18 protein-coding genes are annotated in these 19,271 nt (G+C 64.2%); 5 read left to right on the forward strand and 13 right to left on the reverse strand.

The genetic code is table 11. The features are described 5' to 3' along the window. Positions 1-6 precede the first annotated feature (6 nt). The 9 genes from ACS5PJ_RS04960 to ACS5PJ_RS05000 form a co-directional block, all read right to left on the reverse strand. Entirely contained in the window at positions 7-879 is an 873-nt protein-coding gene (locus ACS5PJ_RS04960) for an aldolase (RefSeq protein ID WP_439433801.1), read from the reverse strand. After that, positions 869-1,819: a PfkB family carbohydrate kinase gene (locus tag ACS5PJ_RS04965; RefSeq protein ID WP_439433802.1), complete on the reverse strand. Its 951-nt coding sequence runs from the start codon at positions 1,817-1,819 to the stop codon at positions 869-871. The genes ACS5PJ_RS04960 and ACS5PJ_RS04965 overlap by 11 nt, the downstream gene beginning before the upstream one ends. A gap of 103 nt (positions 1,820-1,922) precedes the next feature. Then, positions 1,923-2,792, reverse strand: coding sequence for an SMP-30/gluconolactonase/LRE family protein (locus ACS5PJ_RS04970; RefSeq protein ID WP_439433803.1), 870 nt, complete (start codon positions 2,790-2,792; stop codon positions 1,923-1,925). Then, positions 2,792-3,715, reverse strand: a complete 924-nt coding sequence (locus tag ACS5PJ_RS04975) for a dihydrodipicolinate synthase family protein (protein ID WP_439433804.1) — start codon at positions 3,713-3,715, stop codon at positions 2,792-2,794. Before ACS5PJ_RS04975 ends, ACS5PJ_RS04970 begins: the two co-directional genes overlap by 1 nt. Next, positions 3,709-4,878 carry a galactonate dehydratase gene (gene dgoD, locus ACS5PJ_RS04980; RefSeq protein WP_439433805.1) on the reverse strand — a complete coding sequence of 390 codons (1,170 nt, stop codon included), beginning with the start codon at positions 4,876-4,878 and terminating at the stop codon, positions 3,709-3,711. Before dgoD ends, ACS5PJ_RS04975 begins: the two co-directional genes overlap by 7 nt. Beyond that, positions 4,875-5,738, reverse strand: coding sequence for an SDR family NAD(P)-dependent oxidoreductase (locus ACS5PJ_RS04985; RefSeq protein ID WP_439433806.1), 864 nt, complete (start codon positions 5,736-5,738; stop codon positions 4,875-4,877). The genes dgoD and ACS5PJ_RS04985 overlap by 4 nt, the downstream gene beginning before the upstream one ends. A gap of 66 nt (positions 5,739-5,804) precedes the next feature. Next, positions 5,805-6,635 (reverse strand): carbohydrate ABC transporter permease, encoded by an 831-nt coding sequence (locus ACS5PJ_RS04990; RefSeq protein WP_439433807.1) that lies wholly within the window; start codon positions 6,633-6,635, stop codon positions 5,805-5,807. Next, a complete protein-coding gene (locus ACS5PJ_RS04995) occupies positions 6,632-7,564 on the reverse strand; it encodes a carbohydrate ABC transporter permease (protein ID WP_439433808.1) in 933 nt (310 codons plus the stop codon). The genes ACS5PJ_RS04990 and ACS5PJ_RS04995 overlap by 4 nt, the downstream gene beginning before the upstream one ends. A gap of 79 nt (positions 7,565-7,643) precedes the next feature. After that, positions 7,644-8,894 (reverse strand): ABC transporter substrate-binding protein, encoded by a 1,251-nt coding sequence (locus ACS5PJ_RS05000; protein ID WP_439433809.1) that lies wholly within the window; start codon positions 8,892-8,894, stop codon positions 7,644-7,646. 230 nt (positions 8,895-9,124) lie between these two features. Between ACS5PJ_RS05000 and ACS5PJ_RS05005 the strand changes: the two genes are divergently transcribed. From ACS5PJ_RS05005 to ACS5PJ_RS05015, 3 genes are all read left to right on the forward strand, one after another. After that, positions 9,125-10,264 carry a Gfo/Idh/MocA family protein gene (locus tag ACS5PJ_RS05005; protein WP_439433810.1) on the forward strand — a complete coding sequence of 380 codons (1,140 nt, stop codon included), beginning with the start codon at positions 9,125-9,127 and terminating at the stop codon, positions 10,262-10,264. Positions 10,265-10,372: 108 nt separating this feature from the next. Further along, positions 10,373-11,155: a DeoR/GlpR family DNA-binding transcription regulator gene (locus ACS5PJ_RS05010; RefSeq protein WP_439433811.1), complete on the forward strand. Its 783-nt coding sequence runs from the start codon at positions 10,373-10,375 to the stop codon at positions 11,153-11,155. 116 nt (positions 11,156-11,271) lie between these two features. Next, positions 11,272-11,544, forward strand: a complete 273-nt coding sequence (locus ACS5PJ_RS05015; protein WP_439433812.1) for an ArsR/SmtB family transcription factor — start codon at positions 11,272-11,274, stop codon at positions 11,542-11,544. A gap of 151 nt (positions 11,545-11,695) precedes the next feature. Here the strand turns inward: ACS5PJ_RS05015 and ACS5PJ_RS05020 are convergent, their stop codons facing one another. From ACS5PJ_RS05020 to ACS5PJ_RS05030, 3 genes are all read right to left on the reverse strand, one after another. Beyond that, entirely contained in the window at positions 11,696-12,520 is an 825-nt protein-coding gene (locus tag ACS5PJ_RS05020) for an alpha/beta fold hydrolase (RefSeq protein WP_439434115.1), read from the reverse strand. 111 nt (positions 12,521-12,631) lie between these two features. Continuing rightward, entirely contained in the window at positions 12,632-15,502 is a 2,871-nt protein-coding gene (locus ACS5PJ_RS05025) for an ATP-binding cassette domain-containing protein (RefSeq protein WP_439433813.1), read from the reverse strand. After that, complete coding sequence (locus ACS5PJ_RS05030; protein WP_439433814.1) at positions 15,499-16,056, reverse strand: hypothetical protein; 558 nt, start codon at positions 16,054-16,056, stop codon at positions 15,499-15,501. Before ACS5PJ_RS05030 ends, ACS5PJ_RS05025 begins: the two co-directional genes overlap by 4 nt. A 170-nt stretch (positions 16,057-16,226) precedes the next feature. Here ACS5PJ_RS05030 and ACS5PJ_RS05035 point away from each other — a divergent pair, with 170 nt between their 5' ends. Beyond that, positions 16,227-17,723: an HNH endonuclease signature motif containing protein gene (locus tag ACS5PJ_RS05035; protein ID WP_439433815.1), complete on the forward strand. Its 1,497-nt coding sequence runs from the start codon at positions 16,227-16,229 to the stop codon at positions 17,721-17,723. Positions 17,724-17,810: 87 nt separating this feature from the next. On the opposite strand, the gene ACS5PJ_RS05040 is transcribed toward ACS5PJ_RS05035, so the two are convergent. Next, on the reverse strand, positions 17,811-18,734 hold the full coding sequence (locus ACS5PJ_RS05040; protein ID WP_439433816.1) for a LysR family transcriptional regulator: 924 nt from the start codon (positions 18,732-18,734) through the stop codon (positions 17,811-17,813). A gap of 102 nt (positions 18,735-18,836) precedes the next feature. Here ACS5PJ_RS05040 and ACS5PJ_RS05045 point away from each other — a divergent pair, with 102 nt between their 5' ends. Next, a complete protein-coding gene (locus ACS5PJ_RS05045) occupies positions 18,837-19,268 on the forward strand; it encodes a CBU_0592 family membrane protein (RefSeq protein WP_439433817.1) in 432 nt (143 codons plus the stop codon). Positions 19,269-19,271: the final 3 nt, after the last annotated feature.

The raw sequence follows: 19,271 nt of genomic DNA on the forward strand, positions 1-19,271 counted from the left end.
GCGGATTCAGGCGACTACGGTTTCGTCGACGATCTCGCACAGTCTTTTCAGGCGGTCGACGGCGTCCGTTGACAGTGAATGAGCGATGTCCGGGCTTCCCAGGCAGGACGCCCAGACGGCGCGTCCGGCCAGGAAGCCGGAAGCGCCTTCGGCGCACGCCCACTGGACAGCTTTGGGGAATAGCGGTTCCGGAACGCCTGAGGAGAGGACTACCCAGGGGCTGGAGATCAGTTCGGTGAGCCGGGCACAGGCGTTCCTGACTTCGCCCTCGCTGGCCAGTCCGTGGTGGGGGACTTCCGACTTGTATAGGTCGGCGCCCAGGCTTCCGAGCTCGGCGGCGGTTTGGATGATGCCTGCGTCCAGGTCGACGCCGGCACCGTTGAGTGGCCTGCGCGAGAGGGGTTCTATGATGCTGATCAGGCCGGCATTTCGGCACTGGCGGATAAAAGTTTCGACCATTGAGACGCGGGGTTCCGGGTTCTCATCAGGCCTGAAGATAACGAGGAGCTTCAGAGCCCTTACACCCCGGGCGGCGTAGCCCGCCGGGTCCACGGCGGGATCGATGTGTGTTCGACCGACAAGTTCGCCGTGTGCGCTCTCGAAGCGGTCGGCGGCGGCGATCAGGGCGCACCCGGGTGAGACGGCGCCCTGGTCAATGGCTTCGTCGAGGGCAAACTGCTTATCGATAAGCACTGCCGAGGAGAATGGCGTCAATGTGCGCGCGGCCTGGAGCTTGAATGCCCGCACCTGCTCGTCGGTCACTGGCGTCCCGCGGTGAGCGGCGATCATGTTCCGCAGCGCTTCGCGCTGGTCGATTGCCAGCATCGCGAAGGCTCCGGAGGGTCGCGTCAGCTGCGCCAGGTGTGAATTATTCAGCATGGGTCTGCCCCTGCGTTCTGTTGGTCGGGACCGTCCACGACATTCCGGCGGGTGTCCGGCGCGGTATCCCGGAGCGTCCGTCCAGGGCCTCACAGGATTTGGCGGCAGCTTCGCCCGCGTATTCCATCGCCTCCTGCAAGCCGGTCCCGGCCGCCAGCGATGTGAGCAGGATCCCGTGAAAAACGTCCCCGGCGCCAAGGGTTGAACGGATATTTGCCGCGGACGCCGGAACGTGTATGACGGCTTTGTCCGGACCGAGTCCCCAGCAGCCTCGGGAACCCTGCGTGGCCACCACCATCGCGGCGCCGGCGTCTTTGGCGAGACGAAGGAGAACATCCGGATCGGAAGAGCGGCTGTCCGCAAATCTTGCCGCCAACCGGTCAAGGGACGGGACGTAAAGGTCGACGCCGCGCAGGTTGAGCTCAGGGATGGGGTTGCCTTCGTCCACGCTGAGCCGGAGGGCTCCGGCGCCGTCTGGGAGGGTTTTGAGTGCGGGCCAGCCCATATGGTCTGCATGGACCCAGGCGGCCTCGGACAACAGGGCCCGGGCGTTGTTCCCACCCAGGTCCAGGGGAGGTCCCGGGCGGGTGATGATCGCCCTGCTGCTCCCGCTCCGGGTAACGACAATGATGCTCGTCCCGGACGGATGGCCGGTTGAACGGCTGACAGCACTCACATCGACGCCCTCGGCTGAGAGGTCCGCGATGATGCGGTCCCCGTCCGCGTCGGCTCCAACACTTCCGATGAAAGCGGCGCGTGCGCCTGCCCTGGCTGCGGCCACTGCGGCGGTGGCTGCCGGACCGCCGCCGGCGTGGACGAGTTCTTCCGCCACTGTCCTGCTGTCCGGGTGCGGATATTTTTCAACCAGGGCAATGGCATCGGTCGTGGCGGCGCCCACGAACACCAGAAGTGGCGGTCCGTCTGACTTCGGCGCATTCATGGGAATCCCCTCATGGAGTCGGGCTAGAGCTACTAGAAAGAAGTATCACAGAAAATGTGCGAATATCAACAATCAGTGTTGAAAAACGTGCATTCTGTAGTGGTCAACCGCCGAAGCGGTGAGCTGGGAGACCTCGGGCGCCCGTACCGACCACCCGGAAGACGGCTCCGGCGTGGGGGTAGTCGTCCAATTGGTCTGTTGTAGCGGGCCATTCGCCGGTGGTGATGTAAAGGTCGGCGAGGTCTGGTCCGCCGAAGGTGCAACTGGTGGCGATGGGTGCCGGGATCGGGATGAGATGCTTCAGGCGGCCGTGGGCGTCGTAGCAGCGGATGGTTTTGCCTTGAGCCATCGCGACCCATAGGTTGCCGTCGGCGTCGATGGTCAGCCCGTCCGGCCGGCCTGGAATTTCGTTCAGGTCCACGATGGTGCGCCGGGCCGTGAGGGTTGCGGTGGTGATGTCGTAGTCGAAGGCATCGATCCGTTCAAGTACCGTGTCCACGAAGTACATCATGGCTCCGTCCGGGGTCCAGGCCAGTCCGTTGGAGAGGGTCACGTTGGGGAGTATTTCGCGTGTTTGGCGGGATGCGGGGTCCAGAACGTAGAGGGATGCCGCCCCGGGGACCAGTCCGTTGGTGAGGGTTCCGGCCAGGAACCGCCCGGCAGGGTCGCAGGCTCCGTCGTTCATGCGGTCTCCGTGGGCAACTGCGGTCCACTCGGTGTATTGCATGGAGTCTTCATCCAACTCGCCGAAACCCATCCCGACGGCGGCGACAAGGCCGCTGCCGTTCCGAAGGGCGACTGCGCCGGGAGGTTGGTCCAGGACGATGCGCCGGTCGGCTCCGGTGGTGGGGCAGAGGCGGTGGATTTCGTGGCGGTGGATGTCGATCCATACCAGTGTTCCGGTACGATCGTCCCACACAGGGCACTCACCGAGAATGGCGTGTGCGTCGAGGGCGACCTCCAATGCCTCCATCAACTGATGTTCCTTAGATCAGGTTCGAAAACACCGGCACGTTGCAGGTCCTCCCAGATTTGCGCGGCCTGGTCATCGTCAAGGGCCGCCGCAGGGGGAACGAGCGAGCGGCCGCAGATGCCGGCAAGCGAGAGCGCCGTCTTCCATCCTGCGGGCGGGCTTCCTTTCCGGCAGGCTGCCACGACCATCGCAAGTTGCTTTTGGAGGATTATCGCCTGGGGCAGGTCTGTGGAGACGAGGCGTAGGATGCGGACGCCCAGTTGTGGGACGAGGTTGGCGCTGGCCGCGATTGTTCCGTCGGCTCCGGCCAGTGCGCTGGCGACGAGCAGCGTATCGGTTCCCGTGTAGATGCGGAACTTACCGGTCATCCGCGCATCCTCAGCAGCATGGATGATGTTTTGCAGGTATTCCAGGTCGCGGCTGCTGTCTTTGAGGCCGACGATGTTCGGGTGGCGCATGAGCCGCCCAACAACGGAAGGACTTACGGGGGCATTGGTGAAAGCCGGGATGTTGTACAGCACAAGGGGGATCGGGGACTGGTCCGCCAAACGGACGTACAGGTCTTCGGTTTCAGCGTCGGTTGAGGGGAAGTACGATGGCGGTGCGACCAGGGCTGCGGTAGCACCGAGATCGGCGATGGCTGCAAGTTCACAGTGGGCCTCGGGCAGGGATGTGACGGCCACCCCAGGGATGACCGGCAGCCCGGGGGCATGTTCCGTGACCTGCCGGGTGATGCGCAGGCGCTGGTCTGAAGTAAGCCGTGCTCCTTCGCCGGTGGAGCCGCAAGGAGAGATTCCTGCGATCCCGCCGGAGATGACGCGGTCCAGGAGCCTTTCCAGGCCCTGCGGATCCGGTGACCCGTCCTGGGTCACTGGCGTGGCGAGGGCCACCATGGCTCCTGCGGGCAGGGTCGAGGTCACCATTCTGCTGTCCTTCCGTCGGCGTGGCGCCAGTCCGGGTCGCGCAGCGACCACGGTCGGGAGTCTTTGACGGCCGCTTCATTCACGGTGATCCCGAGGCCCGGGCCGGTGGTGAGGGCCAGGTGGCCATCGAGGGGTGTCAGAGGTGCCGGGTCGGAGAGGTAATCGAACATTTCCGCTGCTGGCAGACCGGCATAGCCTTGGTTGTAGTGCAGGCCCACGCTTTGTTCCTGAACGACGACGTTACTGGCAGCGAAACCTACTTGGAGGGAAGCGGCCAGGGAGATGGGACCGTTGGGGCAATGCGGGGCGACGGCGACGTCGTAGGCTTCGGCCATGTGGCCGATTTTCGCCAGTTCGAAGATCCCTGTGAGCGAGACATCGGGTTGAATGATATCCACAACGCCTTGCTGCAGGAGTCGGCGGAACTCAGTTCTGTGGGTCAGCCGCTCTCCGGTAGCGATGGGGATGGAACAGTCCGGCGAGATCAGGTGGACAAGTTCGCTTTCATACCCGGGCGCGACCGGCTCCTCGATCCATGCCAGGTGGAACGGCTCGAGCTCACGGATCAGGACCTTGACCATGGCACGGTGTACACGGCCGTGAAAGTCCAGAGCGATCTCGACCTTATCGCCGACCGCGTCCCGGATGGACCCGACCCGGTCGATCACCTCTGAGACCCGGGCCCGCGTCTCGATGAAGTCCAGTTCTTCCGTGGCGTTCATTTTCACCATGGTGAAGCCCTGGTCGATCCGCTGGTGCACATGTTCGACAACCCCGCTGGGGCGGTCCCCACCGATCCATGCGTACAGCCGGGTCCGGTCCCTGACAGCGCCGCCGAGGAACTCGTAGATGGGGAGTCCGTAGCGGTGGCCTTTGATATCCCAGAGTGCTTGTTCGATGCCGGCGGAGGCGGCTGCCAGGACGGAACCGTCCCGGAAGAACCCTCCGTTGCGCATCCGCAGGGCCAATTCCTCGATCCGGTCGGGATCGCAACCGACGATGTTGTCAGCGAGGTCGGCGACTGCGCCTGCGACAGCGCGGGCTCGCTTGGGCACGATGGCTTCTCCCCAGCCGACTAGTCCCTGCTGCGTCTCGAGCCGGATGAAGATCCAACGGGGGGCCACGGGGTGGCATTCAACGGACAGGATCTGGTCGGCGCTCACTGGGCGGCTCCTTGGGGCGTTGCCGGCCGCGTCTGCTGCCGGCTGGGGGACGGGCGGTTGAACAGGCCGGCGGCCAAGGGATCGGGTTTACGGCTCAGGCTTCGGCCACCGTCAACCGTGAGTGTCGAACCGGTGATGAAGGACGCTTCATCGGAAGCCAGGAACGCCACGGCGGCGGCAACGTCCTCAGGCAGTCCCGTACGAGGCAGCAGGGTCGGTGCGCTCTCGGAGCCTGGGTCTGATTGCAGGCCGACGTGCAGGCGCTCCCCGGCCATTCCTTCAGTCTGAATCACACCGGGCACCACGGCGTTGACGCGGATCCCGAAGGGTCCAAGTTCGATGGCATGGGAACGGGTGAGGGCCGTTATGCCGCCCTTGCTGGAGATATAGGAGACATGGGCGGGCAACGGCAGGCGTTCCTGGATGGTGGCCATGTTGATGATGGCACCGCTGCCGGCTGCTGTCATCTCCCGGGCAGCGTCCCGGCTGAGAAACGCGGTGGCGGTCAGGTTCGTTTCGATGACCGAATCCCAGTCGTCCTCGGTGAGCTCCAGAAGACTCAGGCGTGTGCCGACCACGGCGGCGTTGTTCACCAGAAGATCAATGCCACCCCACGCCTCTACCACCGAGCTGACGAGTGTTCCCCGCTGGGCACGGTTGGCCAGGTCGACATGGTGGAACCGGCAGGCCCCTCCCCCGGCATTGATCCTGCGCGCCAACTCGGTTCCTGCCCCGTTGTCGATGTCGGCGAACGAGACGGCCCATCCGTCGTGGCAGAGCCGTTCGACAACCGCCTTACCGATGCCGGCCGCGCCGCCGGTGACGAGGGCGGAGCGGTCCCGTGCCGTCGGGGCGCCCATCAGCTGTGCTCCGGCATCGATGTCAGGGCAGCGTCCTGTCGATACGAGGACTTTGCACCATGGGATCTATTTTTCCGCACCGGCGACCATACCTTTCATAAAGAATTTCTGGAGGAACAAGTAGGCGATAAGTACCGGGGTGAGCGCCATCAGGGAGGCTGCGGCAGCCGCGCCGAGGTTGCTGCTTTCCTGGGAGAAGAAGGCTCCTACCGCAGGTGCGATGGTGCGGACCGCCGGATCGGTCAGGATGAATACGGACAGGGAATAGTCGTTCCAGATGGACACTCCTGCCAGTATCGCGACTGTTGCGGTGACGGGTTTGAGCAGGGGGAACACGATCCGAAACAGGGTCTGGATGAGGTTGGCACCGTCGATGGTCGCCGCTTCCTCGAGGGACAGAGGAATGTTGCGGAGGAAGGATGAATACAGGAAGACGCTCAGCGGCAGATGCCCCGTGACCATGACGAGAATGATGCCCCAATAAGTGTTTACCCCGTGCAGCTGGGTCAACATGGCATAGAGCGGAACCATGATGCTCAGCGGAGGGATCATGAGCAGGCTGAGGATGAACAGCATGACCCCTTTGTTCAGCCGGGTCAGCCTGCGGGCCAACGGATAGGCCGCCAGAGCGCCGAGGAAGCAGACCAGCACCGTCGAGATCCCGGTGACGAGGATGCTGTTGAGTACCGCCTGCACGATGTTGCCCTCCGCCATTGCGGTGGAGAAATTGCCGAGGTAGATCTCGGCGGGCATGAACAGCTGCGGGGACAGGTCGGTCATCGGTTTGAGGGCGGTGGTGAGGGCTACCCAGAACGGCAGAAGCTGGAGGACAACCATTAAGAGCAGGCCAAGTACGGCTGCCGCGGCGCCGAGACGCTTTTTGGTGAGCTGCATCATGCCTCCACTCGGTTGCGGTTCAGTGCAGCGTTAACGCTGAGACTGACCAGGATGATCAGGATGAACAGGACGACCCCCATCGCGGAGGCATAGCCTGCTGTCTGGTCCTCAAAGTAGGCGACGCTGATCAGTGTCGAGACTGAGTTGGTGGAATACCCTGGGCCGCCTGAGGTCAGGACCTTGATGACGTCAAAAAGCTTCAGGCCGCCGATCAGGTTCAGCACAATGCTGGCAGCGAATGCCGGCTGCAGTAGAGGTACCGTGATATTTGTGAATTGCTTCCAGCCGGTGGCACCGTCCAGGCTGGACGCTTCGTAGTATTCTCCCGGGATGGACTGCAAACCGGCCAGGTAGATGATCATCGAGATCCCGGTGAACTGAAGGCTGTTGACCGCCACGATGATGCCGGTCGCCACGCCGGGGTTGCTCAGCCAGGCGGTGCGTTGACCCCCCAAGGCAACCATGATGTCGTTGAACGTGCCGTCGTTGTATTGGAAGAGGAGGTAATACATCGTGCCCATGATCACCGGTGAGACCAGTACCGGCAGGTAGATGATCGCCCTTGCTGCGTTTCGGCTTCGTGATGGGCGGTCGAGGGCGACTGCGAGGGCCAGACCCAGGATCTGCTGGATGATCGTGCTGCCCACGCCGTAGATAAGGGTGTTGAACAAGACCGTGTGGAAGGTGGAGTCACTAAGCAAGCGCAAATAGTTGGTCATGCCGACGAAGGCCTGGTCGGGGCTGTACCCATCCCAGTTCGTGAAAGACAGGCCGACACCGCGAAACAAGGGGTAGACCGTGAAGACGGCGAACAGAAGCAGGACGGGCGCGTACAGAAGATTGACCAGCCCGCCGCGCCGACGCGGTTTCCGGGGAGCGCGGCCAGACTGATGGTCCTGAGGGGTTCGTGCGGCAAGAACTTGAGTCATGCGACTTTCCTTCGAATGATCGGTCACGGCGGGGAGGGACGTCGCCCGACGCCCCTTCCCGCCAGGAGAGAGACTGAGCCTACTTGCCCTGACCGTAGAGGCTCTTATAGGTAGCTTCCATCTGCTGGACCGCCCCGTTGACGTCCGACTGTTTCGTGATGATGGAATCCGAGTTGGTGCCCATTGTGCTCCACGCGCCGTTAGGCAGGTAAACCCGGTCGAAGTACGGAACTGCCGGCGTCTTGGCCTGGGTTACGTAAGTGTCATAGCTCGAGTTGAGGGGTCCGTCTGACATCTGTGCATCAGCCAGTCCCGGAGGAGCAGCAGACGCGGCCGCCATCTTGGTTTCGTTCTCGGGCTTGGCCAGGAACGCCAGGAAGGCTTTCGCCCCCGCCGGGTCCTTGGTGGTCTTGGAGACGCCATAAGCTGTTCTTTCCCCGGTGTCCAGGTACGACGGCCCGCCGTTCAGCGTGGGAATCGGGATAAACCCGACCTTGGCCTGGGGGTTGAACTTCAGTGCGTCGTTGGCAATCGGTGAGGGCCCGAACTCGAACAGGGCCTGGCCCTGTGCCAGGGCCTTGGACATGTCCGTCTTGGTGGCCGAGGAGTAGTCCGGGTTGAAAAGTCCGGCATCGCGCCACTGGGCGATCAGCTCCAAAGCCTTCCCGTACTTGTCACCAACGAACGTCCCGGACTTCATCTTCGACAGATCGTCTTCACTGTAAGCGCCCGAAATCACGTGATCCAGGATCGTGCCGGCCATCGACTTTCCGCCTGCGTAAATGGCCGAGGCCCCGTTTGCCTTTGCTTTCAAGGACGCTTTCATGAAGTCATCCCAGCTCTTGATGTCCTCCGGCTTGAACCCGGCCTTTTCGAGGACGTCTTTGTTATACATGATGCCCGTGATGTCCACGTTGGTGGGCATGGCATACAGGGATCCGTCTTTGTCCCTCATGACGGGGTCCAGCGCCGGAACGACGTTCTTGGCCCAGGGCTCGTCCTGCAGGGGAGTAAGGAACTTACTGTAACGAAGCAAGGACCACCCATGGGTCATCCAGATGTCGGGCACGTTTCCCGATGACAGTCGGACCTTGATGTCATTCTCGTAGTTGGTCCCGGCAGCAACGAGGTTGATTTTCTTGCCAGGATTAGCCTTTTCGAAATCAGCGGCAATGGACTTCAAGGTCGTCATCTCGCTGGTGTCGGCAGCGACTCCGGTCTGAAGTTCCAGCGTGGACGACGCCCCGGAGTCAGAACTTCCGCCTCCACAGGCGGCCAACGAGATGGAGAGAGCGGCAGTGGCCGCGACGAACGCTAATCGAGACTTCATTGTCATTCCTTACATACGGGAGCACGGACATACACCTACAGTTCAGTCGCGACGGAGTGTGAGTGTGCCGCACCGCTCACTGGGAGCAATGCGTATCTCAAGCCGCTTCGACGCGTGACCTGCAACACATAAGTTATGAATATCACACTTTGTGTTGGAGAACCAACATTTTTTGTGTATATCTAGATATGTGAGCTGGACCACGCCAGCCGACAACCAAGGAGACAGGAATGGCAATGCCTACCGCACCCAAAACTGAGGAACAGGCGCGAACGCTGAGGTACGGCCTGATCGGCGTCGGAAACATGGGGCAGGAACATATCCGCAATCTGGCACTGATTCCAGGTAGTGAAGTTGTTGCGGTTGCGGATCCCGCCGAATCATCCCGGGCTGAGGCAGTCCGCCAGCTCGGCCACCCAGTTGCTGAGTACTCCGGCCATCTGGAGATGCTGGATTCCGAAGCTGTGGACGCGATCGTCATTGCAACTCCAAACGACACCCACTGGGGAATCTTGAAGGACATCTTCGCCAGCGGCAAGAAGCTCCCGATTCTCATCGAAAAGCCGCTGTGTTCCTCCACAGAGGACTGCGATGCCCTAGAGAGGGCCGTAGAGGGGTATGACGCGCCGGTATGGGTTGCCATGGAGTACCGCTACATGCCCCCGGTCCAGGCCATGCTCGAAGCCGTGAAGAAAGGTGAGGTCGGAAAAGTCCGCATGTTCACCCTTACCGAGCACCGGCAGCCGTTCCTTGACAAGGTCGAACAATGGAACCGTTTCAACGAGCGAACCGGAGGCACCCTGGTCGAAAAGGCATGCCACTTTTTCGACCTGATGCGCTATGTCCTTGGCGACGAGCCTGTTCGCATCTATGCCTCCGGCTCCGCCGACGTTAACCATCAGGACGAAAGCTACGACGGCCGCGTGCCTGACATCATCGACAACGCCTACGTGATCGTAGACTTCGAACACGGCGCCCGTGCGATGTTCGACCTCTGCATGTTTGCAGAAGGTTCGGAATTCCAGGAGCACCTGTCAATCATTGGAGACAGGGCAAAAGTCGAATGCTTCGTCCCTGTATCCCCCGAGCACTGGCCCGGCCATGAGGATGTGCCAGCCGAAGTCGTGCTCAGTCCGCGCAGCACCCTGAACCCGGTGCGCCAGGCCATTGAGGTGGACGCGAAGATCCTCGCCGCCGGCGGCCACCATGGCTCGACCTACTACGAGCACCTCGGGTTCCGCAATGCAGTCCTCGGTGCAGGGAGAGTTGAGGTGACCGTCCAGGACGGGCTCCGTGCCGTTCGGATGGGGCTTGCCGCGGAGCAGTCAGCACGTGAAGGCAAAGCAGTGGAGCTCAATTTTTCGCGCTAGAACACCCTTGCGACGTAACGGCCGATCAACAGGGAATGTTGCATACCGAACATTTCCTGTTGATCCGGCTATCCTAAAACTAATACCCACACGAGACGGAGCGTCAGTATGAGCAACACGGTTGGACTAAGCTCCCGGCAGACCGAGATCATCAACCGCCTCGGCAGAAACGGTTTCGTCTCAACCGCCGAGCTGGCGACTTCACTCGCCGTTTCTGACATGACCATCCGGCGTGACACGCGTGACTTGGCGGCACGCGGTATCGTCCGGGTCGTGCATGGGGGCGTCAGTCTGCTCCATGGGGCGCTGCACACCACCGATTTCGCGGAACGCGCCGACCACGAATCATTGGCCAAGGAGGTTATAGCAACGGCCTGCCAGGCCCTCATTTCCCCTCGTGAGACGATCATCATCGACGCGGGGACGACCGCATTCGAGGTTGCGCGCTGCCTGCCTAACGACTTTCGCGGCACGATCATCACCAACTCCGCACCGGTGATCCAACAGGGGCTACGCCTAAGATCAGCGCGGACCATCTGCCTCGGCGGTGAACTGTTGCAGGACAGCCATGCCTTCGCGGGCGAAATGACACTCGCCGCCGTGAATCACCTTCGCGCCCAGAAAGCCTTCATGGGGGTCGCCGCCCTGCATGCAGACGGACTGTACGTGGACAGGGATCTGGAACTACCGGTCAAGAGAGCATTGATTCAGGCGGCAGACGAGGTCATCGTCGTTGCAACAAGTGGCAAGATGAACCACTCTGCAATCGTTCACCTCATGGACTTCAACGCAGTCGACGTCCTCGTCACAGACGCCCCGGTCCCCGCCGCGATCGCGAAGGCACTCGAACGGGCCTCCGTCCGGGTAATTGTCGCCGGGCCTGCCGCCTGAGCTGGCAACGTCAAGCCGGCCCGCCTCAGCCCCGGGAACCGCATGGACGGACGGGCCCCGACCCCTGCGGCAATCTATGCCCGCAACAGCGATCGATCCCGACAATGGAGGACTCTTTGGACGACTACCCTGATTACGTATCCGAGCGGATCCTGGTCAGCCCGCAAAAAATCCGCATCCTTCAATTGCTGGCGGAAAACCCGGCCACACCGTGCTCACTCGCCGTGGCCCTCCGAGTTGCACCGGCAACGGCGTCAAATCATCTGGCCGCCCTTCACGGACTCGGCACCGTCACCTCAATAGCCAGGGGCAGACACCGGATCTATTCCATTTCTTCCACCGAATTCGTGGCTAACCTGCAGCAGAAACTGGACAAAAACAAACGATGACCCTGGTACGCGCAGCACCCACGGCATCCCAATGCGGTTGCTGTGCGCATCTAGAGCTGCTCGGCAAATCGGCCGGGCAAATCCTTGATACATGCCCATGGCATCCAGCGACGAGCCTTCATCCGCGAAGCAGATTTTCCAGTGCCGCCTGTCACGAGCGGGTGTCGAGGTAGTGCCGAATCGCCCGGGCCGTTTCCTCCGGAGCGCTGACGTGGGGGCAGTGCCCGGTGGCGTGGAGCTGCACCAGGGTGCTGTGATCCAGATTCGTGTGCAGGTAGGCGCCCACTTCCGGCGGGGCAAGGCGATCGTCGGAGCACTGCAGAATCAGGCAGTTGGTGTGCAACTTTTTCAGTGCAGGGCGGGTATCGGAGAAAAAGGTTACCCCGGCGAAGTGCCGTGCGATGGTCGGATCTGTCCGGCAGAAGCTGGCACGCAGGTCCTCCGCTAATTCCGGCTCCTGCGGGTTGCCCATGACCACGGGCGCCAAGGCCGCGGCCCAGGCGAAATAGTTGCTGTCCAGAGATGCCAGCATGCCCTCGATGTCTTCCCGCGAAAACCCGCCCACGTAGCCGTCGTACGGGTCATCCGTATGACGGGGCGAAGGAGCAAGCAGGACCAGATGGGAGAAACGGTTGGGCTCCTGCACGGCGGCGATCACCCCGATCATCGTGCTGACACTGTGGCCCACCAGGATGACGTCCTCCAGTTCAAGGGCGGCGCAAATCTCCAGCAGGTCCGACGCGTACCCATTCAGGGACCCGTACTTCTCCCAGTCATAGGCGCTGATATCGGAGTGCCCTGCACCAACATGATCAAAAAGCACCAGCCGGTAATCATCAGCGAAATAGGGCAGCAGCTTCCGCCACATAGCCTGATCGCAGCCAAAACCGTGGGCAAACATCATCACAGGCCCATCATCCCGGCCGGATATGGTGACGTTGTTCCGGCCGATTACCGCAGCAACTGCTTCGATCACGTTCTCACTGACCCTCCATTGGGTGGCGTCCTGTCCCAGACTATCCACGGGAAACAGCGAATCCTAGGGATCCTCCCACTGTGACCGTCAAGGTATTCACGGAAGGTGTCCTCAGACTCCGAGATGTAGCCGGTCCCGGGCCTGATCGGAGTGATCCTGCGCGGCCTGCCCGCCCGTGCTGGATACCGGCTTCACCCGCCGGAGGGCGGCGAGAATGGCCCGGCCAACCACGGCGATTCCGATGATGGTGGTGATAGCACGCAGGGTGTCCCAGCCCGCCGTCGACGTCACCAGCGAGTAGAGCAGGAAGCTGCTGAGGTTGGTGCCCAGCGGCGCGCCGGGCATGTAGGAGATGCCGGTGCCGGCGCCCACCGCGAAGGGCCAGAACCACAGGTTGGTCAGCAGGCCGAACAGGTAGGACGCCACGATCCCGTAGCCGGCCAGCATCCACAGTTCGGCTTTGCCCCGCACGCTGCGGGGGAGCAGGCCGGCCCCCGCGCCCACCCACGCGCAGGCGAAGATCTGGAACGGTGTCCACGGCCCGATGCCGCCCCACAGGGCGCTGGAGAGGGCGATCGTGGCGGCGCCAAGGAGCATGCCGAAGCGCGGACCGAAGGCCCTGCCGGCCAGGATCAGCAGGATAAACACTGCTTCAACGCCCCCGACGCCGGTACTCGCCACCCGCACCGCGGAACCTACTGCGGCCAGGACACCTAGCAGCGCCACCGTGTGCGCGGAGCGCACGGAACCGTCGAGGGACACGACGACGGCGACGGCGGCGAGCGGCGCGATGGCCAGCGCCGCGTAGGGGAGCGCCGCGGCGGCATCCTGTGGAAGGGCGGCGGCGAGCAGCGGCCAGCAGAACGCCGCGAGGGCCACAAGGTTTGCGGCAGCGAGGACTGCAAGCTCGACGCCCCGCGGCATCCGGAGGCGGTGCTGCCTTGCCGGGTTCTGGATGTCTGTTGGTTCGCTGGCCCTCGGTGTTGGTCCGGCATGTGCCTGCCGGGTGAGTAGGAGGTCTGGCTCCGGTGTATGGGCCGGGACGGAGGAAGGCGCGACGCCGTCCCGCATCGGGAGGATCCGGGCGCCGAGGCCGTGGGCAAAGTCGAGGTCGTGCGTGGCGATCAGGACCGCCGCGCCGGAGTCCGCTGCCGCCCGCAGCGCCGCCGAGACTGCTGTGCGTGCCGCGGGATCCAGGCCGCGGGTGGGCTCATCGATCAGGAGTACCTCGGGGTGGTCCATGGTCTGCAGCGCAATGGCAAGGATCCTGCGCTCGCCGGCCGACAGGTCCCGGGGATGTTCGTGCCCGGTCGGGATCCGAACGTCACCGCGCAGACGGGCCAGGTGTGAGGCTGCAGGCGTTGGGGGAAATTGGTGAGTGCCACGGTCGGTGGACCGGTCTGCGTTGCGCTGGGCGCGTGCCTGGCGCCGTTCTGCCGCGCGGAGCTCTCCCGCCACGGTGTCCCTGGTGAAGAGGTCGTCCGAGGCGTCCGGCACGAGGGCGACCCGGCCGCCGTCGAGCGTACCGCCGTCGGCCGTCCCCTCAGCTGCCGTTCCTCCACCGAGCGCGAGAGCCACCAGGAGGGACGACTTCCCGGCCCCGTTCGGCCCCACCAGGGCCACCACTTCGCCGCGGTGCAGGGTCAGGGACGCCTCGCGCACCAGCGGCTTGCCCTTGCGGAACACCGCGAGGTTTGTAGCAGTCAGTACGGGCGCGTGCTCAGCTGGCCGGGCCGGCGTTGGGCGGACCTCAAGAGGCACAGAAGGGGAGGGGGTGGCACCCGGTACCAGGGCGCCGTCGTCGATGGTCCACCACGAATCGGCAACCGGGACGAACTGAGCCGCCCGGTGCTCCGCCACAATCACGCAGGCACCATCGTCGTGGGCGAGCTGGTTGAGCACGGAGATGACGTGCCCGCGGGCTGCGGGGTCGAGGTCGGCCAGGGGCTCATCCACCAGGAGCAGGGCCGGATGATCCACCACCGCGGCCGCGATGGCCACGAGCGTTGCCTCACCCGCCGAGAGGGTGCTGATATTCCGGTCCAGCAGTTCCGAGACCCCGATCCGCTCTGCAACCTCCAGCACCCGGGCCTTGGCCGTGCCGGATGCTATGCCGCGCAGCTCAAGGGCAAGGGAGATTTCGTCCCGGACCCGCGTGCTGGCGAATGCTGCGCGGGGATTCTGGAGGACGACGCCGATGAGGCGGGCGGTGTCGCGCGGCGGCGTGGTGGCGCGGTCTGTTCCGGCGACGCGTACGGTGCCGGAGATTCCGCCGCCGTCAACGTGGGAGAGGAGGCCGGCGATGCCCCGCAGGATGGTGGATTTGCCGTAGCCGGTTGGGCCGGTGATGACCGTGATGGAACCGCTCGACGGCGTGAAGCCGGCGACGCGGACCTGCGCGTCGCCGATGCGGAATTGGGCGTCCCGCACCAGGAGCGGGCCGCCGTCGTCGCGCACGGGGTGGTGTGCTGCCCGGCTCCCGAAGCCGCGCAGCTCCAGGGCCGCGGCGACCCGGCTCGCGTGCTCCAGGGTGCGCTCGAGAACGGGCACCAGGGCACGCGGTCCGAAACGTTCGCCCCGCAACCGGAAGGCCAGGCGGACGGAGGACACGGCGTCGGCGAGTGCCGGGAGGGCCGCCCACGCCACCACGAGTGTCCGGGCCAGGCCCTGCATGGGGCCGCGGCGGGCCAGGTGCACGAAGCCGCGGGCCACGTCCACAAACGAGTTGAGCAGGCCGAAAGCGACGAACATCCCGGCAATCGGCAGGGCAGACAGGACCGCCGCCCACAGGCCGGGCGCCGTGACCGGGCCGAGGAAGACCACGTGGGCATACGGTGCGGGTAGCCGGATCCCCGGCAGGTCGAGCAGAAGCGGTTCACCAATGCCCGCGCCGTTGAAGAGGACGCGGTAGATGACCCGCGCCGCGATGAACACGACGGCGAGGACTGCCGCCGCGCGTAACGGCGCGGGTCGGAAGGTCATGCCGCGGGGGCGGCCGGTTCGCCGTCGATCGTGAAGAGCAGTTCCAGGCTCTGGCCCGGGTTCACCTGAAGGGTGGCGAGGCCTTCCTGGGCGTATTCCCAGGCGCCGGCGGCGCTTGGCTTAACCCAGAGGGACCAGTAGGCAAAGGCGGCGGGCATGCCCTTGCACTCTTCCTTGTACGTTCCGGCCTTGTGGGTGATGTCGAAGTCTGCGGCGGGCACGCCGTTCACACGGCACACAAGTTCGGTGGGGTACTGGGTGGTGCCTTCGGTTTTGATCTTGGCCTCGTCGAGGACCTTGGAAGCTGCGGTGGGGGCGTTCACAGGCACGCACACGGACTGATCAGCTGCATCCTGCTTCAGGGAGCCCGAATCGACGACGACCTTCACGCCGGCGCACGGCCCGGAGTCACTGGAGGGGGCCGTTGCCGAGGAGGCCGGTGCGGAGATGGTGGGCTGGGAGGCGACCGGTGCGGAGCAGGCGGCGAGAGTAAACAGGAGACCGGCGGCGGCGAGGGAAGTCGCGGCGGCGGTGCGGATCGTAGTCAAAGTCACCTGTCAAGGGTAGGGCGTTGCCTGCCCTGAGCGGGATGCCGTCGCGTTGTGTGACGTAAAGTCTCCGGGCGGTGACGCACAGCGCCGCGGTGCCACCTGTGCTGGCTCTCCCAGCAGTAGCACAAACCGGAACTTCCCTTATTGTCGGACCCTCCTGCCATGCTTTGGTTATGGAAACCGATGTGGTTGTCGATGCGGGAGGCAGGGCCGCGGTTGCGGCTGCCATTGCGTCGGTGGCCGGGCTGGTTGATGAGCTTGCCGGTGTTTGTGCCTGGCCGCCGGCCTCCCCGGCTGGGCCTCTGCGTGTTCCCGATCTCGAAGCTGGTCCCAGTGCTGATCCCGATGCCGATACTGATCCGATGCTGGAGTTTTCCGAGGCGTGCCTGGACGGGTTAGGCGTGCTGGCCCGGGTCGAGGCCGCGACGGCGGCGGTAAAGATCCGGCTGGTGGCCGCCTACGCGGAGGCCGTGGCCGGGATGGAGGCCCCAATGGTCGGTGCGTATGAGGCGTCCGCGCGGGAGATGAGCCTGGTGGCAGAAGTCGCTTGCGTGCTCACCGTCGGTGAACGCGCCGCATCCGCCCTCCTTGGAGAAGCCCACGCGCTGACCACCTCGTTGCCGGCGGCACTCGATGCACTCCAAACTGGCACCATCGCCTGGCAGCATGCCCGCATCATGGTCGAGGAAACTGCCGGCCTCACCCCCGGAGCAGTCTCTGTCCTGGAGGCACACTTCTTCGGCCAGGACGCACCGGACCCGGACGAAACCAACCTAGTCCCCGCTGCCGGGCCCGGAAAGATGGTGCCCGCCCGGTTCCGCCGGAAGGTCCGGGCCTGGCGCGAACGCCACCACCCCGAGTCCCTTGAGGCGCGCCACGCGATGAGCATGGCGGACCGGCGGATGGAGTACAGCCCGGACCGGGATGGCATGGCCTGGATCTCGCTCTATCTTCCCGGGGTCACTGCCTGCGCCATCTGGAACAAAACGACCGCTCTCGCCCGCGGCCTCCAAGGCCCGCACGAACCACGCAACCTCACCCAGCTGCGCGCCGACACCGCAGCAGGGCTGCTGCTGGGCAGCGCGAACCGGGACGCCGGTGACATGCCCACGCCTAAGGCTGATGTGCTTGTCACCGTCCCGGTTTTCGCCCTCCTCGGCATCACAGACGAACCCGCCGAGGTCGACGGGCTGGGTCCGGTCCCGCCATCCGTGGCCCGCAGGCTGGTTGCTGACGGTGCCAGCTCGTTGTACCGCGTCCTGATAGACCCGAGGAATGGGGCACCGCTGGAAATCGGGCGCACCAGCTACCGGCTCCCGGAAGCATTGAAGCGCTGGCTCAAGATGCGGGACGGCACATGCACCTTCCCCGGCTGCAGCAACCAGTCCCTCGACAATGACGTGGATCATCTCACCGCCTGGCAGCACGGCGGGACCACCGGGATCAGCAACCTTGGGCAGGTATGCCCGAAGCACCACCGCCTCAAACACCGGCGGCCCTGGACACCCGCGGCGGCTACCAAAAATGAGCCACCCGGTTGGATTTCACCAACCGGCCGATACTATCCAGCCGAGCACCCGGACCGGGAGTCGCCACTCATGCCGCCAGGCTGCCAGCCCATGACCGTTAGCCTCCTGGAACAGGCAATCCTGACCAGCCTCGCTGCTTGACGCGCATGGGATCGGGCTGCTCGGATTCCTGATGCGCCGCTACAACATCCCGCACATCCGCCGTGCTCCCCACAGTGCGCCGCATTCTCAGGATGCCGCGCGGGTGTCGAACGCGGCGGCCGATTCCCGCAGCAGGCGTGCGACGGTGTCCACCGGGGTGCTGGTTGACCTTCGCCGGTCGAACCTTCGCAGCACGATCCGCCGCGTTCCGAGGCCGGGGACGTCCAGGACATCGACGCCGTCGTGGACGACGCCGCTCAGTGCCAAGGTAGGCAGGATCGCAATACCCTCTCCCGCGGCGACGAGGGCGAGGGCCGTGAGCGTCTCCTGGTACTGATGCACCGTTTCCATCTGGGTGCCAGTGGACTGGCGGAGGCGGCCGAGCACCGAGGCGTTCGCGGCTGTGGGCTCGACGCCGATCCACGGTAGCGGCAGCCGGGCAAGATCGATGTTGTCTGTGGTGAGCAGGGCCCCGGCGGGAACCACCAGTTTCCATGGCTCGTCCAGCAGGGGCTCCTCGGTCAGTCCGGCGGGAAGCGAACGCTGCCCGGCTGTCGTCGAATCGAGCTCCACCACCACGGCGTCGAGTTGGCGTTGGCGGAGAAGCCGCATCATGGCAGGCAGATCGTCCTCGACAATCCGGATCTGCAACTGCGGGTACAGGGCGCGCCATTCAGGCAGGCGGGGGATCACCACAGTCCGGATAAAGCTGGTGAATCCGCCCACGCGGACCACTCCGGCGATCCTGGCACCGCCTTCGATGCGGGCCCGGGCGACGTTGAGTGCGCGTTCAATCTCCTCGCCGGCCTCCGCCACGGCAAGGCCTGCCGGTGTCAGTACCGAGCCCTTGGGCGTGCGCACCACCAATGCGTGCCCCGTCTCATCCTCCAGTTTGGTGAGCTGCTGGGAGACGGCCGACGGGCTGATTCCCAGTTCGTCAGCCGCGGCGAGCACCCCGCCGGTGCGGGCAATCGCGAGGAGGACGCGGAGTCTGCGCGGATCGATATCCATGTTAAGCAGTTCTAAACCATATCTTCAGTGGAATGCAATTGCTCTAAAGGTGCGTCGTGCTCATAATTGCTGTTAAACCACATCACCTCTGAAAGGGACATCATGGAACTGCTGTGGGAAATTGCGGGCTGGTCAGGGGCGGTTCTGATCCTGTCGGCCTACCTGTCGGTCTCCATGGGCTGGTTGAAGGCCGGCAAACGCTTCCAGGTGGCCAACCTCATCGGTGCATGTGCGTTCATCATCAATGGTGCAGTCCACCAAGCGTGGCCCTCAGTGGTCACCAACATCGCCTGGTGCCTGATCTCGGCCATTGCGATCCTCCGCATGCGCACCACGAACGAGGCGCCCGCAGCTGCAGCCGAAGCTCCGCAGGTACAGTTTCCCGGCGTTCCTGACACCACCGGCCAAATCGCTGTTGTCGAGGCCATAACGTCCGCCGTCCACGGCGATGTCGCCGGGCGGGCGGCTGAGTGCCAGGCCAGCCTGCGTGAGGGGCGGGCTAGGGATTCGGCGATCCTCAGTGCCCACCACTAGGTG

It is taken from the genome of Pseudarthrobacter cremeus, from assembly GCF_051857465.1.
Classification (GTDB): Bacteria; Actinomycetota; Actinomycetes; order Actinomycetales; family Micrococcaceae; genus Arthrobacter.